Source organism: Lentzea alba (genome assembly GCF_011067745.1).
GTDB classification, from domain to species: domain Bacteria; phylum Actinomycetota; class Actinomycetes; order Mycobacteriales; family Pseudonocardiaceae; genus Lentzea; species Lentzea alba.
This window is the reverse complement of sequence record NZ_JAAMPJ010000001.1, coordinates 1,205,901-1,219,783: the sequence shown is the minus strand read 5'-3', so window position 1 is coordinate 1,219,783 and position 13,883 is coordinate 1,205,901. Positions and strand designations below refer to the sequence as shown.

Genomic DNA, 13,883 nt, shown 5'->3' with positions numbered 1-13,883 from the left:
TTGGGTCGCTACGCTGTCGGACGTGCCGCTCTATGCCGCGTACGGGTCGAACATGGATCCGAACCAGATGATGGAGCGAGCCCCGTACTCCCCGCTCGCGGGGACCGGCTGGCTCGTCGGTTGGCGTCTGACGTTCGGTGGCGAGGACCTCGGCTGGGAAGGCGCCCTCGCGACGATCGTCGAGGAGCCTGACCAGCAGACTTTCTGCGTCCTCTACGACGTCTCGCCGCGCGACGAGTCGCGCCTGGACCGCTGGGAGGGCGCGCTCGGTCTCTACAAGAAGATCCGGTTGCGCGTGCAGACCCTCGAGGGGTCCGTGGTGGCGTGGCTCTACGTGCTGGACGCCTACGAGGGCGGGCTGCCGTCCGCCCGGTACATCGGGGTGGTCGCGGACGCGGCCGAGGCGGCCGGGGCGCCGGACGACTACGTCAACGACCTGCGCACCCGTCCCTGCCAGGGCATCGGCCCCTGACCCCTGCCCCTGAGCTGGCCATGAACGGCGCTTTTGTTGACCTCAAGTCCACAAAAGCGCCGTTCATGGCCAGCTTGCAGGTTCCGTCAAGCAGGCGGGGAGCCTGCGGCCTCCGCCAGCAGTTCCACCAGGTGGTGGTGCAGGCGGCGGTAGTCGACGGGAGTGATCGTCGACCACGGCTGCTGGCCCTCCGCCCCCCGCCGCATCTGCAGGTAGCGGCCCTTCGGCGTGTCGTAGAACGCGACGACGCGGTCCGGGCGCACCCGCTTGCCCCACTTGTCGCGGGCGGCCGCGCCGAACTGGCCGCGGTTCGAGGCGTCGCGGACCATCTCGGCCAGCGTGTGGGCGTCGGCGGTGCGGACGCCTCGGCTCAGCAGGGACGCCTCCAGGTCCTCCGGGGAGGTCGCTGAGGCCGCTGCCGCGTCCAGGTCCGCGGACGGCAGGGTGATCGAGTGGCCCTCGCCCGCGGCTGCCGTGGGGAGGGCTGTCAGGGCCTCGCGGGGCAGGCCGTCGGCCTCGGCGGGGCGCAGGACCAGTTGGCCGCTGTCCAGCACGGCCAGCACGCCTGCCTGGCCCTTGCCGGCGGCCAGGAGACGGACGCTGCGGTCGGACAGCCACATGCGCGCGTCGATCTCCTGCTGCGGCCGGTTCAGGACGTGCAGCAGGTCTTCCAGGGTCGGGTCGAGGGACCGCGGGCCGCCCAGGCCGCGGGCGCCGAGCTGACGCCAGACCTGGTCCTCAATGGCCCGGCGCTCCTCGCGGGTCTTGCCGGGAGAGGGCACCTTCAGCACCAGGGGCATGGTTTCGAGTCCCAGGTGTTCCCAGAGGACGTCGAACTCCAGCGTGGAGATGATCACCGGGTCGCGCGTGTCGCTCGACCCGACGTCCAAGCCGAACAGAGTCATCAGTCGGTCGTGCTCTCCCCGATCACCGGCAGCGAGTAGCTGCCGACGCCGTAGATGTCGTCTCGTTCGCGGAGGTAGTCGGCGGCCTTGTGCTCCAGGTCCTCCTCGTCCTCGCCCTTGCGCGGCCCCATGCCGCCGAAGGGGTCGAACGACTGCGGCATCGGCACGGCCCTGTGGTGCACCCGGTCGTTGTTGGACGCACCGACCGTGCCCATCGCGCCCATGGCGGATCCGGAGGCGTTGGCCACCCCGGCGGCGTGTCCGTGGCCCATGACCGGACCCATGCCCGCACTGGACGCCGCGGTCGCGCCGTCTTCCATCTGCTTCTGCTCCGAGGAGGAACCGGCCGACTTGCCCGAGCGCTGGCCCGGCACGGCGACGCCCGCGGTCCCGGTGTTGCCGGGTCCGCCGGTGCCGGCCGACGACACCGAGGTCGTCGAGCCCTTGGCAGACGACGTGGAACCGGCGGTCACACCGGAGGTGCGCGTCGACGAGGCCGGCGGCGTGGTGCTGCGCGGCGGGGTGGCTGCGGTGCCGCGCGTACCCGAACCAGTGCGGCCGCGCGTGCCGGCGGAACCGGTCGAGCCGCGTGGGCCGACGACCCAGGCCCCTGCCGTGCCCACCTGCGTGCCGCCGCCGTGCACCACGGAGGTGCCGGTGATCTGCAGCTGCGGCGGCTGGCTGAACTGGCCCAGGGTCGAGGTGTTCGCCGTCGTGGACGACGCGTAGGTGGACATGACCTCACGGGCGCGGCGCTCGGCGGCGTCCTGGGCCGCCTCCTGCTTCTCGTGGTCGGTCTGCCCGCCGAAGAGGTGCGTGAGACCCGTGATCAGGGCGCCCGGCTGCTCCGCGGTCACGTTGACCGGGGACGGCATGTCCGCGCGCGCCTTCGAGATGTAACCGGCCTGCAGCTCGGCCGAGCAGCGCATCACGTCCGAGCCGCTGCGGGCGCTGTCCGCCCACGCCGCGATCGGGTTCAGACCGGCCTGCGCCAGCTCGGCGGCCTTGCCCGACCACCTCGCGCCGGACGAGGTGATGCCGGTGTGCAGCTCGTCGTTGATCTCGGTCAGCGCGGTCGACACGCCCTGCCAGCGCTCCATCGACGCGAACGACGCCGCGGGCCCCGGACCTGCGTGGATGCGCTCGTAGAGTTCCTTGTGGCTGTAACCCTGCCAGCGGTGGTCAGCCATCGTCAGCACCCGCTCTTGTTCATCATGCCCGTGTTGTCACCCTCGACCGTCCGGTACTGGCGCTCGATCTGGTTGAGGTTGTCCATCGCGGTCTTGAGCTGCCGCTGGTAGTTCAGCAGGGCCTGCAGCGCCGAGTCGCCGTCGGAGATCGACCGGTCGTTGAACTTCTCGGCCGCTTCCTGGCTGACCGGGTCGCCGGCCCAGGGCCGCACGCGGAACTCCGTGATCGCCATCTCGATCTGCTTGTCGAGCTTGGTCAACGCGGCGGAGAACGTGTTGCGCAGCGCAGGGATCGCCTCCGGCTCCACGTTCAGCTCGTGGCTGGCGGCAGGCGAGGAATCTGCCCCGCTGCGTCCCCCTGGCGGCATGGCGCGACCTCCGGCGGTTGTACGTACAAGCGCTTCGACACTCTAACCACCGAAGGTGACGCTGTGGAGTGCGATCAGTGACATCCGCCCGTGTGGGTCAGCGCTTCTGGAGCAAACTGGCCATCGCCGCCTCCGCCACGCGCTGAGCGCCGAGACAAAGATGATCTTGTTGTACCGCAGTGGAATTCCCACCGTCGCGGAACATGACGTCGAGGAACTGACCCTCCGCCACGTCGATCTCCACGTTGCAGACGTCGTGCACGTCGGGTGTGCGGACAGTAATCGCCGTGAATCCCTCGATCGCGCTCACCGTGTAATCCACCTGGGCGTTCTCCGAGAGCCACACGTCGGCGCCCGAGACCAGCACCAGCGCGAGCCGGGCGACGTTGCCGCTGGTCGTGCTCCGGATCGTGCACGCCTTCGCGTTGCCGAAGCTCGACTCCACGTAGGCGCTGGGCGGGTTGTCCAGGCTCAGCGAGGTCCGCTGGTCGGGGCTGAGCACCGCGCACGGGTCGACGGCGTCGAGCGGCACCTCCCGCGGTCGCTGCGGGAAGTCCATGTGCGACGGCGTGGTCGTCGGCGACGGAGGTGGTGGCGGTGGTGTGGTCAGCGAGCTCTGCTCAGGCGCGGCCGTGCACCCGGCCAGCGCCACCACGACGACGAGGAGCGCGGTGATCCGCATGGCCGGTCACCGTAGCTGCTCGGGACGGGGGTCTGTAGCCAGCCGCGACCACAGCAACATGTCTTCACGCTGATCATCGACGACCGCCTCCTCGCGAAGACGACCCTCCAGGGTGAACCCGCACTTCTCCGCGACCCGCTGCGACGCCTTGTTCGACACCGCGTGCCGGTAGGTGATCCGGTGCAGGTCCATCGCGCCGTACAACCAGCTCAGCACGGAACTCAGCGCGGCGGGCAGCACGCCCTTGCCGCGGTGCTTCGGCTGGGTCCAGCACATGATCTCGCCCAGCCCGCCCCTGATGTCGATGTCGCGGACGACGATGCCGGCCAGCACCTCCGCCGTGGTGGCGTCGCACACCGCCCACGACCAGCGGTAGTCGTACTTCCAGCCGTTGGCCAGGAACTGCAGGAAGACCTCCGCGGCCGGAGCGCCGTCGATGGCCATCCGCGGCAGGTAGCGATCGGTGTCCTCGTCCGCGAACGCGTCCACGACCGCCTGGACGTCGCTGATGCGGTCGTCGTGGCGGAAGGCGCGGAGGTAGTACTCGCCCGCGTTGATCTCGACTGGATCCACAGGCCAGAGGCTAACCGTCTCCCGTGAACCCGTCGTGGCGTTCCGCCAGATCGTCGAGCTCGTCGCGATGCGCGGACGCCGGGGTGCCGTCCGGCGCGGTGGTGACTTCGATCACCCAGTCCACGTCCTCGGCGTCGTCCTCGCCCGCCAGCATGTCGCGGTGCACCGCGCACGGCCCCCAGCCGTCCGCCCGCAGTTCGTCCGCCAGCTCCTCGGCCTCGTCGCGGTCCGGCAGGATCACCAGCACGGTCGGCGGGATCAGCTCGCGCACGGCCAGCGCCCGGCGCAACGCCGCCGTGTCCGGCACGTGCACACCGTCGAGGCCCGCCTCGCGCGCGCCGGCCGCGTTCTCCGGGGTGTCGTCGCAGAACACGCCGGTCGTGTACCCGAGCTCGGCCAGCACCCGCCGGTAGATCTCGGGGTCCGGCTTCGCGAGACCGAGCCGGGCCGAGCTGAAGATCGCGTCGAACTCCACGTCCAGGCCGAGCAGCGCCAGGTCCGCTTCCAGCCGCGTGGTCGCGTTAGTCAGCAACGCCACGAAGCACTGCCGCCGGGCCGTCCGCACCAACGCCAGCGCCTCGGTGATCACCTCACCGGGCGTGCCGACGAAGTCCGGGCCGACCTCCTGCCGCCACTGCTCGTCGGAGATCTCACCGGTGACGGCACGGCGCAGCAGTGCGGACTCGAACGCGACCCCGGCGATCTCCGGCGGCATCGGCGGGAACGACCGCAGCACGCCGTCGAGATCCAGCAGCAGCAACGGTTTCAGCGCCGGCGTCCGTTCCACTGGCCCCACACGATCGCCACGGCGGGGATGAGCAGGAAGATCAGCGGGTTCTTGATCACCGCGAAGAACAGGATCACCACGGCGACCCCGACCAGCGGCACGACCGCGCCCTCCCACTTGCGCGCGGGTACCTTCGCGGGCTCCGGGAACATCGCCATCGGCGCGGCGAACTGCGGCCGCGGGTCCGGCAGATCGTAGAACAACGCCATCAGCTCGCCGCGGGTCTTCGCGGTGGTGATCTTCGCGGACCGCTCGCCGTACTCCTCGACGTCGAGGCGGCCGGCGCTCATGTGCTCGCCGAGCACCTGCAACGCCTGTTCCCGCTCGGTGTCGCCGATGCGGATGTCCCTGGACGGGTCGCTCACGTACTCAATCGTAGGTGAGCGGCCCGGCAAGGCTTCAGGGTCAGGCGCTGTCAGTCCTTCAGCTCGCAGATCACGGTGCCCTGGGTGATCGGGTCGCCGGGAGCGGCCGCGAGACCCGTCACGGTGCCCGCCTTGTGCGCCGTCACCGGGTTCTCCATCTTCATGGCCTCCAGCACCACGATCAGGTCGCCCGCCTCGACGGTTTGCCCGTCCTCGACGGCCACCTTCACGATCGTGCCCTGCATCGGCGCGGCCACCGCGTCTCCCGACACCGCGGCCGAGCTGCCACCCGCCCGCTTCGACTTCGGCTTCTTCGCGGCGCCGGCGGCGGCCGGACGAGCCGAACCGACGGCGAGGTCACCCGGCAGCGACACCTCGAGGCGACGCCCGCCGACCTCGACCACCACTGTCTGCCGCGGCGTCTCCTCCTCGGTCTCCGAGGGCCCGCCGCTGAACGGCGCGATCTGGTTGTCGAACTCGGTCTCGATCCACCGCGTGTGCACGGTGAAACCCTCGGGCTTCTCGGCGGTGAAGGCCGCGTCGCGCACGATCACGCGGTGGAACGGCAGCACCGTCGCCATGCCCTCCACGACCATCTCGTCCAGCGCGCGGCGAGCCCGGGCCAGCGCCTCTTCGCGGTTCTCGCCGGTCACGATCAGCTTGGCCAGCAACGAGTCGAACTGCCCGCCGATCACCGAGCCGCTCTCGACACCGGCGTCCACCCGCACGCCGGGACCGGACGGCGCGACGAACGACGTCACCGTGCCCGGCGCGGGCAGGAAGCCGCGACCGGCGTCCTCACCGTTGATCCGGAACTCGATGGAGTGCGCCCGCGGCGCCGGGTCCTCGGTGTGCTTCAGCTTCTCGCCGGCCGCGATGCGGAACTGCTCGCGCACCAGGTCGATGCCGGTCGTCTCCTCCGACACCGGGTGTTCGACCTGCAGCCGGGTGTTGACCTCCAGGAACGAGATCGAGCCGTCGAGCCCGACGAGGTACTCGACCGTGCCGGCACCGTGGTAGCCGGCCTCCAGGCAGATCGCCTTGGCGGAGGAGTGGATCGTGGCGCGCTGCTCGTCGGTCAGGAACGGCGCGGGCGCCTCCTCGACCAGCTTCTGGTGGCGGCGCTGCAACGAGCAGTCGCGGGTGCCGACGACGATCACGTTGCCGTGGGTGTCGGCGAGCACCTGCGCCTCGACGTGGCGCGGCTTGTCCAGGTAGCGCTCGACGAAGCACTCGCCACGGCCGAACGCCGTGACGGCCTCGCGGACCGCGGAGTCGAACAGTTCGGGGATCTCTTCCATCGTGCGCGCGACCTTGAGGCCACGGCCACCGCCGCCGAACGCGGCCTTGATCGCGACCGGGAGCCCGTGCTCCTGCGCGAACGCGATGATCTCGTCCGGTCCGCCGACCGGGTCCTTGGTGCCGGGCACCAGCGGCGCGCCCGCGCGCATCGCGATGTGCCGCGCGGTCACCTTGTCACCGAGGTCGCGGATGGCCTGCGGGGTCGGGCCGATCCAGATCAGGCCCGCGTCGATCACGGCCTGCGCGAAGTCGGCGTTCTCGGACAGGAAGCCGTAGCCGGGGTGCACCGAGTCGGCACCGGACTGCACGGCGGCGGCCAGCACCTTCTCGAACGACAGGTAGCTCTCGCCGGGCGTGTTGCCGCCGAGCGCGAACGCCTCGTCGGCGAGCCGGACGAACGGCGCGTCCCGGTCGGGATCGGCGTAGACGGCGACGCTCGTCAGACCGGCGTCACGGCAGGCGCGGATGACCCGGACGGCGATCTCACCGCGGTTCGCGATGAGGACCTTGCGCAGCGACACGGCGTCGTACCTCCTGCTGGACCGGTAATTACGGCTCTGGCTGGTGCCGCAGTCTACGGAAATCGGTGAACTCCGAGAGGGAGAGACGGCTCACTTCACATCCATCCTGAGGCCATCGGACACAATCTGCGATGTGGGTGGAGCCAGGTCCGTGCAGGTGATCGCTGTCGTTGCCGCCGTGGTCGTCGTCGCCGGGGTGGTGTTCGCCTATTTCCAACGGCCGGACAACACCGATTCAGGTCTGTCCGGTACCGACGCCGGAATGCGCTGCGGTACCACCGTTTGCCAGGTCATCGTCGGCAAATCGGTAGGCAAGGACCTCGTGGAACTGCTCGGCGGCACCGGCGGCGGGCGGATCCGGGTGACCGGCGAGTCCGGCCCGTTCATCTTCGAGATGACCATCGTCGAGTCCGGTGCGGTGGTGAACGACAAGTCGCTCGAGTGCGCGGCCGCGCCGGTCAGCGTGTGCCTGATCCGAGGGACGAGCAACGGCAACTGGCGCGGTGAGGTGCTGATCCGCAAGGACGGCACGTGGTCACGCGGGCAGACCTATCTGGCCAATGCCGGGTACCTCGGCCTGCACGACGTCAACGAGGACGGCACCGCGGACGTCGTCGCCACCCAGCTCGCGTGCGACGGGCTGTGCAACAACGCCTTCGTGCAGGTGTTCTCCGTGCTCGGGCCGAACATCGGCTGCACGACGGCGGCACCGGGGCGGGACCAGCTGCCTGGCTGGCCCACCCCGGTGCCGAAGATGTCGCAACTGCGTCCCTGCGTTGACCGTTAGGCGTTGACGAGGTCCTTCTCGGCCGGAGCGGCGGGCTCCTCGATCAGGTTCTCGGTGCGCGCCACCAGCACCGGCACGGTGATCTGGCCGGCCACGTTGGTCGCGGTGCGGATCATGTCGAGGATCGGGTCGATCGCGTAGACCACGGCCACACCGGTCGCGATGACCTGCGGCGGCAGGCCGACCACGCTCAGCGTCAGCGTGAGCATCGTGTACCAGCCGGTGGTGCCGGCGGTCGCGAGCGCGCCGAACACGGCCACCAGCACGATGCCGACGTACTGCCACACCGAGAGCTGGATGCCGAACAGGTTCGCGATGAAGATCGTCGCGACGGCCGGGTAGACCGCGGCGCAGCCGTCCATCTTGGTCGTCGTGCCCAGTGGCACGGCGAAGTTCGCGTACTCGGTCGGCACGCCGAGGTCCGTGGCGGCCTTGCGGGACAACGGAAGCGTGGCACCCGAGGAACGCGACACGAACGCGAACTGGATCGCGGTGGCGGCCTTGCGGAAGAACTCGACCGGCGAGGTCTTGCCGACGAACTTCAGCAGGATCGGGTAGACGACGAACAGCACCAGCAACGTGCCGATGTAGACGGCCAGGATCAATGAGAACAGCGGCTTCACGAACGAGTTGCCGTACGAGGCGACGGCGTTGCCGATGAGACCGAAGATGCCGATCGGTGCCAGCAGGATGATCCAGCCGACGACCTTCTGCACGATGTCGAAGAACGAGCGGACCAGGTTCGTGAACGGCGCGGCCTTCTCACCGAGCGCGTACGCGGCGAAGCCGACCAGCACCGCGATGAACACGACCTGGAGCACCTCGCCCTCGGTGAAGGCGCTGAAGATGTTGGTGGGCACCAGGTTGTCCAGCAACGCCTGCCACGAGCCGGACGCGCGCTTGGCCAGCTTGTCGACCGCGCCGGCGGCGGGCTCGATCTGCAGGCCGGCACCGGGCTTGACGATCGCGGCGACCGCGAGACCGATCAGCACCGCGATGAACGACGTGATGGCGAACCACAGGAACGTCTTGCCGCCGAGCCTCGCGGCGGTGCGGCCGCCGCCGAGGTTCCGCAGCGACGCGATGCCGACGACGATCGCGGTGAACACCAGCGGGATCACGGTCAGCTGCAGCAGCGCCGTGAAGGTGGAACCGATCTTGGCGAGCACGGGCGCGAGCCACGTGCCCTTGCCGAGCCAGCCGGCCAGCGCGCCGAGCACGAGTGCGCCGAGAACGGTCAGGCCGAAGACTTTGGGTTTGCGGTAGGTCTGGACGAGCGACACTGGAACATCTCCTGTGCAGGGATGAGCGAACAGAGGCCGGGAGCGTCAGCTCCGACAGCCCGTGCTCGTCCTGCGTGCCAGGTCGATGTGCCTGCGACGCGTCAAATACTCGTTCACCGCTAGCCCCCAACGCCGGCGTTGAGAGCAGTCTTCCCTGATCAGGGGAAGTGTGACCAGGGTCTACCAGAGTGCGGACACGGAAACACCCACCTGGCCGAGCAGCCTTCGGGTGAGCGGCAGGCTGATGCCGATGACGGACGAGTGGTCGCCGTCGATGCCGTCGATGAACCAGCCGCCGCGCCCGTCGATGGTGAAGCCCCCGGCGACGTTGAGCGGCTCACCGGAGGCGATGTACGCCTCCAGTTCCTCGTCGGTCGGCGTGCCGAACCGCACGGTCGTCGACTCGGCGGCCGAGGCGCGGTCGACCACGACGCCCTGCGACACGCGCAGCACGGTGTGGCCGGTGATCAGCGCGCCGGTCTTGCCCGAGACCCGCCGCCACCGCTCGCGCGCGACCTCGGCCGTGCCGGGCTTGCCCACGAGCTCGCCCTCGAACAGCAGCATCGAGTCGCAGCCGATCACGACGCACTCGTCGTCGTGTTCGATCGCTTCGGCCTTCGCCGCGGACAGCGCGACGACGGTCTCTTCGGGAGTCGGGTTGTCCAGCGACTCGACGAGGGCGTCCTCGTCGACGCCGGAGACCCGGACGACGGGCTCGACGCCCGCGGACCGCAGGACGTCAAGACGGGCGGGTGACTGGGAGGCCAGGATCAGACGCACCAGCGGAGTCTCGCACGCCCGTTTCGCGCCTCATCAGCACCGCCGCGGTCACCCCGACGACCGTTGACGCGACCAGCATGAGGAACGCGGCGCGCGTGGCCGCGGTGAAGTCGCCCGTCGACGCCAGCACGACCTGCAGCACGGCACCGGTGCCCGCGCTGCCGAGCACGTTGCCGAACTGCCGCGAGGTGTTGTAGATGCCGGAGCCCGCCCCCATCAACACCGGGTCGAGCGTCTTCGTGGCGATGTTGGTGAGCGGCGCGTAGACCATGCCCATCCCGCCGCCGACCACGATCAGCGCGGGCAACATCACCCATGGCGACCCGCCGCCCAGCTGCAGCGTCGTCACGCCCATGCCGAGCCCGAGCAGCGTGAAGCCGGTGATCGGCAGGTACTTCGCGCCGGGCCCGTTCGACAGCCGTCCCGCGAAGAACGCCACCACCCCGGACGCGAGCGAGGTCGGCGCGGTGAACAGGCCCGCCTCCAACGCGGAGAGCTTCGGCACGGTCTGCACGAACAGCACGAGTGGCACGAACAACCCGGTGACGGAGAAGCCGATGACCATGTTGGCGACGTTGCCGAGCGAGAAGTTCCGGTTGCCGAAGATCCGCAACGGCAGCAGCGGCTCGGGGTTGCGCCGGGCCGCCTGCCACAGCACGAACACGACCAGCAGCACCGCCCCCGCGACGATGATCTCGGGGATGGTGATCGGCCCCGCGGCCCGGCCCCACCCGTAGTGCTCGCCGTTCTGCACGCCGAACACGACCAGGCCGAGCCCGAGGCAGCACAGCACGATGCCGAGCACGTCGAACCGGTGCGACCGGCCGGGACGCCAGTCCGGCACCCAGCGCAGCACCAGCGTCAGCGCGAGCACGCCGATCGGAATGTTGACGAAGAAGATCCACTCCCAGCCGAGCTGCGTGACGAGCACCCCGCCGAGCAGCGGTCCGGACACCGTCGCGAACCCGGCGACCGAGCCCCACATGCCCAGCGCGGCACCGCGTCGGTGCGCCGGGAACAGGTGGGTGATGAACGCCATCGTCTGCGGCGTCATGGCCGCGGCACCCAGGCCCTGCACCGCGCGGGCGGCGATGAGCAGCTCGGCGCTGGTGGCGAGGCCGCAGGTCAGCGAGGCCAGCACGAAGATCGTGAGCCCGGCGAGGTAGACGCGCTTCGGCCCGAACCGGTCGCCCAGCCTCCCGGTCAGCAGCAACGGCACCGCGAACGTGAGCAGGTACGCACTGTTGACCCAGATGATGTCGTTGAGCGTCGCGTGCAGCCCCTCGATCATCGCGGGCATCGCGACGTTCACGATGGTCGTGTCCAGCAGGATCATGAAGAAACCGACGCAGAGCGCGGAGATCGCCCGCCAGGCCGCACGCTCGGTTCGAGTAGTACTACTGATGCGCGATCACCTCTTCCGTCGGCACTCTCGACCGAGTGAAGCGCTGGGTGCTTGTCCTCACCGAACGCGGTTCCGATCGCGAAGGCAAGCGCAGACGGATCGCGGCCCTGTTCGTCGTGCTCGCCGGGCTCATTGGATCGTGGGCGGTCGGAAGCGTGCTCGCGAGCGACCCGATCGGCTACGGAGTCCCGATCTGGCCGTTCGCCGACCGGCTCGACCGCGCGGAGAACGCGCTGCTCAGTCAGGTCGTCCCCGCAGTGCGCGACAACCTGCCGTTCGCCAACGACAACGTGCAGGTGCTCCGCAAGACCGACGCCTACGGCAGCGAGTTCTGGACCCTGAAACTCAAGGTCGACGGCGAGGTTCGCTGCCGCGAAGTCGCCGTCGACCTCAACGTGAGCAGCCGCCGGGTGTCCTGCTCCTAACCGCCTGTTTTGCCATGGGGGGCACATTCATGGACCTCAGGTCCATGAATGTGCCCCCCATGGCTTCAAGTGATCAGCCGGGGAAGCCGGAGGCGCGCCAGGCGCCGGGGCCGGGGTGGAGCGGGCGCCGGACTCGGCGGGCCGGGTTCGCCCACTCGGAGCGGACTGCGGGCTTGTCTTCCGCCGGGGTGGCGGAGGTCAGGCCGGCGATCACCGCGGTCAGGGCCGCCAGTTCGTGGTCGTCCGGGGTGCCCTTGACGACCCGGAGCAGTGGCTGGTCGGCGGTCACAGCGGAATGTTCCCGTGCTTCTTGGGCGGCAACGTCTCCCGCTTGTCCCGCAGCATCGACAGCGCCCGCGCCACGTAACCGCGGGTGTACGACGGCGGGATCACCGAGTCGACGTACCCGCGCTCGGCGGCCACGTACGGGTTGCACAGCGTGTCCTCGTACTCCTGCTGGAGCTGGGCGCGCAGGGCGTCGACGTCCTCACCGTTCTGCGCCGCCGCCGCGAGAGTCTTGCGGTGCACGATGTTCGCCGCGCCCGATGCGCCCATGACGGCGATCTGCGCGGTCGGCCACGCCAGGTTGATGTCGGCGCCGAGGTGCTTGGAGCCCATGACGTCGTACGCGCCGCCGTAGGCCTTGCGCGTGATGACGGTGACCAGCGGAACCGTGGCCTCGGCGTAGGCGTAGATCAGCTTGGCGCCGCGGCGGATGATGCCGTTCCACTCCTGGTCGGTGCCGGGCAGGAAGCCGGGCACGTCGACGAACGTCAGCACCGGGATGTTGAACGCGTCGCAGGTGCGCACGAACCGCGCGGCCTTCTCGGAGGCGTCGATGTCGAGGCAGCCGGCGAACTGGGTGGGCTGGTTCGCGACGACACCGACCGAGTGGCCGTCCACACGGCCGAAGCCGACGAGGATGTTCGGCGCGAACAGCGGCTGGACCTCGAGGAAGTCGCCGTCGTCGAGCACGCGGTTGATGACCTCGTGCATGTCGTACGGCTGGTTCGCCGAGTCCGGGATGAGCGTGTCGAGCTCGCGGTCCTCGTCGGTGATCGAGTCGGAGATCGAACCCGCGGCCAGCGTGCCCTCGAACGTGGGCGAGTCGCTCAGGTTGTTCGACGGCAGGTACGACAGGAGTTCCTTGACGTACGCGATCGCGTCTTCCTCGTCGTTGCCGAGGTAGTGCGCGTTGCCGGACTTGGTGTTGTGCGTGCGACCGCCGCCGAGCTCCTCGAACGTCACGTCCTCGCCGGTGACGGTCTTGATGACGTCCGGGCCGGTGATGAACATGTGCGAGGTCTGGTCGACCATCACCACGAAGTCGGTCAGCGCGGGGGAGTAGACGTGCCCACCCGCGTTGGAGCCCATGATCAGCGAGATCTGCGGGATCACGCCGGACGCGCGGACGTTGCGGGTGAAGATCTCGCCGTAGAGGCCGAGCGAGACGACGCCCTCCTGGATGCGCGCGCCGCCGCCCTCGTTGATGCCGACGATCGGCCGGCCGGTCTTGATCGCCAGATCCATGATCTTGACGATCTTCTCGCCGTACACCTCGCCGAGCGAGCCGCCGAAGACCGTGACGTCCTGGGAGAACACGCACACCGGGCGGCCGTCGACGGTGCCGTAGCCCGTCACCACGCCGTCGCCGTACGGACGGTTCTTCTCCTGGCCGAAGTTCGTGGAGCGGTGCCGGGCGAGTTCGTCCAGCTCGACGAACGAACCGGGGTCGAGCAGGAGGTCGATGCGCTCGCGGGCTGTCTTCTTGCCCTTCGCGTGCTGCTTTTCGACCGCGCGTGCCGAGCCGGCGTGAACCGCCTCGTCGTTGCGCCGGTAGAGGTCAACGAGCTTGCCCGCGGTGGTGTGGACGTCCGGGGCGCCTGATGCGCCGGTGGGGACGTGCCCGATCGGCTCGGTCGCACTGCTCATGGGCTCGCAGCCTAACGAGAGCATTGCTGAACTGCCCCGTGCAGTTGTCCAGGTCACGGCAACCTGTTGGTCATCTCCCATCGCACGTACTCTCTCTCGGTCCAAT

At 69.5% G+C, this 13,883-nt stretch carries 16 protein-coding genes; 3 read left to right on the top strand and 13 right to left on the bottom strand.

From position 1 onward, the window contains the following. Positions 1-22: 22 nt before the first annotated feature. Positions 23-472, top strand: coding sequence for a gamma-glutamylcyclotransferase family protein (locus tag G7043_RS05740; protein WP_045317832.1), 450 nt, complete (start codon positions 23-25; stop codon positions 470-472). 86 nt (positions 473-558) lie between these two features. On the opposite strand, the gene G7043_RS05735 is transcribed toward G7043_RS05740, so the two are convergent. The 8 genes from G7043_RS05735 to G7043_RS05695 all read right to left on the bottom strand — a co-directional run bounded on the left by G7043_RS05735 (position 559) and on the right by G7043_RS05695 (position 7,165). Further along, positions 559-1,377 (bottom strand): ESX secretion-associated protein EspG, encoded by an 819-nt coding sequence (locus G7043_RS05735; protein ID WP_166044475.1) that lies wholly within the window; start codon positions 1,375-1,377, stop codon positions 559-561. Further along, positions 1,377-2,567, bottom strand: a complete 1,191-nt coding sequence (locus tag G7043_RS05730; protein ID WP_166044474.1) for a PPE domain-containing protein — start codon at positions 2,565-2,567, stop codon at positions 1,377-1,379. Before G7043_RS05730 ends, G7043_RS05735 begins: the two co-directional genes overlap by 1 nt. A 2-nt stretch (positions 2,568-2,569) precedes the next feature. Then, on the bottom strand, positions 2,570-2,935 hold the full coding sequence (locus G7043_RS05725) for a transcriptional regulator (RefSeq protein WP_166044473.1): 366 nt from the start codon (positions 2,933-2,935) through the stop codon (positions 2,570-2,572). Positions 2,936-3,032: 97 nt separating this feature from the next. Then, entirely contained in the window at positions 3,033-3,617 is a 585-nt protein-coding gene (locus tag G7043_RS05720; protein WP_166044472.1) for a DUF3558 domain-containing protein, read from the bottom strand. 6 nt (positions 3,618-3,623) lie between these two features. After that, entirely contained in the window at positions 3,624-4,190 is a 567-nt protein-coding gene (locus G7043_RS05715) for a GNAT family N-acetyltransferase (protein ID WP_166044471.1), read from the bottom strand. A 10-nt stretch (positions 4,191-4,200) separates the two neighbouring features. Continuing rightward, complete coding sequence (locus tag G7043_RS47505; RefSeq protein WP_207310566.1) at positions 4,201-4,977, bottom strand: HAD-IA family hydrolase; 777 nt, start codon at positions 4,975-4,977, stop codon at positions 4,201-4,203. Beyond that, positions 4,956-5,342 carry a DUF1707 SHOCT-like domain-containing protein gene (locus G7043_RS05700; RefSeq protein WP_166044470.1) on the bottom strand — a complete coding sequence of 129 codons (387 nt, stop codon included), beginning with the start codon at positions 5,340-5,342 and terminating at the stop codon, positions 4,956-4,958. The genes G7043_RS47505 and G7043_RS05700 overlap by 22 nt, the downstream gene beginning before the upstream one ends. Before the next feature lie 50 nt (positions 5,343-5,392). Beyond that, positions 5,393-7,165, bottom strand: a complete 1,773-nt coding sequence (locus G7043_RS05695; protein WP_166044469.1) for an acetyl/propionyl/methylcrotonyl-CoA carboxylase subunit alpha — start codon at positions 7,163-7,165, stop codon at positions 5,393-5,395. A 151-nt stretch (positions 7,166-7,316) separates the two neighbouring features. On the opposite strand from G7043_RS05695, the gene G7043_RS05690 reads away from it, so the two are divergent. After that, positions 7,317-7,952: a hypothetical protein gene (locus G7043_RS05690; protein WP_166044468.1), complete on the top strand. Its 636-nt coding sequence runs from the start codon at positions 7,317-7,319 to the stop codon at positions 7,950-7,952. Here G7043_RS05690 and G7043_RS05685 read toward each other — a convergent pair. The 3 genes from G7043_RS05685 to G7043_RS05675 all read right to left on the bottom strand — a co-directional run bounded on the left by G7043_RS05685 (position 7,949) and on the right by G7043_RS05675 (position 11,378). Further along, positions 7,949-9,235, bottom strand: a complete 1,287-nt coding sequence (locus tag G7043_RS05685) for a dicarboxylate/amino acid:cation symporter (RefSeq protein ID WP_166044467.1) — start codon at positions 9,233-9,235, stop codon at positions 7,949-7,951. The genes G7043_RS05690 and G7043_RS05685 overlap by 4 nt on opposite strands. Before the next feature lie 180 nt (positions 9,236-9,415). Continuing rightward, positions 9,416-10,015 (bottom strand): Maf family protein, encoded by a 600-nt coding sequence (locus tag G7043_RS05680; protein ID WP_166044466.1) that lies wholly within the window; start codon positions 10,013-10,015, stop codon positions 9,416-9,418. After that, the gene (locus G7043_RS05675) at positions 9,975-11,378 is read right to left on the bottom strand and encodes a DHA2 family efflux MFS transporter permease subunit (protein WP_313887753.1); all 1,404 of its coding nucleotides are present in this window, start codon (positions 11,376-11,378) and stop codon (positions 9,975-9,977) included. Before G7043_RS05675 ends, G7043_RS05680 begins: the two co-directional genes overlap by 41 nt. Positions 11,379-11,455: 77 nt before the next feature. Between G7043_RS05675 and G7043_RS05670 the strand changes: the two genes are divergently transcribed. Further along, positions 11,456-11,845, top strand: a complete 390-nt coding sequence (locus tag G7043_RS05670; RefSeq protein WP_166044464.1) for a hypothetical protein — start codon at positions 11,456-11,458, stop codon at positions 11,843-11,845. 73 nt (positions 11,846-11,918) lie between these two features. Here the strand turns inward: G7043_RS05670 and G7043_RS05665 are convergent, their stop codons facing one another. After that, the gene (locus tag G7043_RS05665) at positions 11,919-12,134 is read right to left on the bottom strand and encodes an acyl-CoA carboxylase subunit epsilon (RefSeq protein WP_166044463.1); all 216 of its coding nucleotides are present in this window, start codon (positions 12,132-12,134) and stop codon (positions 11,919-11,921) included. After that, the gene (locus tag G7043_RS05660; protein ID WP_166044462.1) at positions 12,131-13,777 is read right to left on the bottom strand and encodes an acyl-CoA carboxylase subunit beta; all 1,647 of its coding nucleotides are present in this window, start codon (positions 13,775-13,777) and stop codon (positions 12,131-12,133) included. Before G7043_RS05660 ends, G7043_RS05665 begins: the two co-directional genes overlap by 4 nt. Between the last annotated feature and the right edge of the window lie 106 nt (positions 13,778-13,883).

Coding starts and splice junctions, on each gene's coding strand:
- G7043_RS05660 (WP_166044462.1), bottom strand. CDS start 13,777: ATGAGCAGTGCGACCGAGCCGATCGGGCACGTCCCCACCGGCGCATCA.
- G7043_RS05720 (WP_166044472.1), bottom strand. CDS start 3,617: ATGCGGATCACCGCGCTCCTCGTCGTCGTGGTGGCGCTGGCCGGGTGC.
- G7043_RS05735 (WP_166044475.1), bottom strand. CDS start 1,377: ATGACTCTGTTCGGCTTGGACGTCGGGTCGAGCGACACGCGCGACCCG.
- G7043_RS05730 (WP_166044474.1), bottom strand. CDS start 2,567: ATGGCTGACCACCGCTGGCAGGGTTACAGCCACAAGGAACTCTACGAG.
- G7043_RS05725 (WP_166044473.1), bottom strand. CDS start 2,935: ATGCCGCCAGGGGGACGCAGCGGGGCAGATTCCTCGCCTGCCGCCAGC.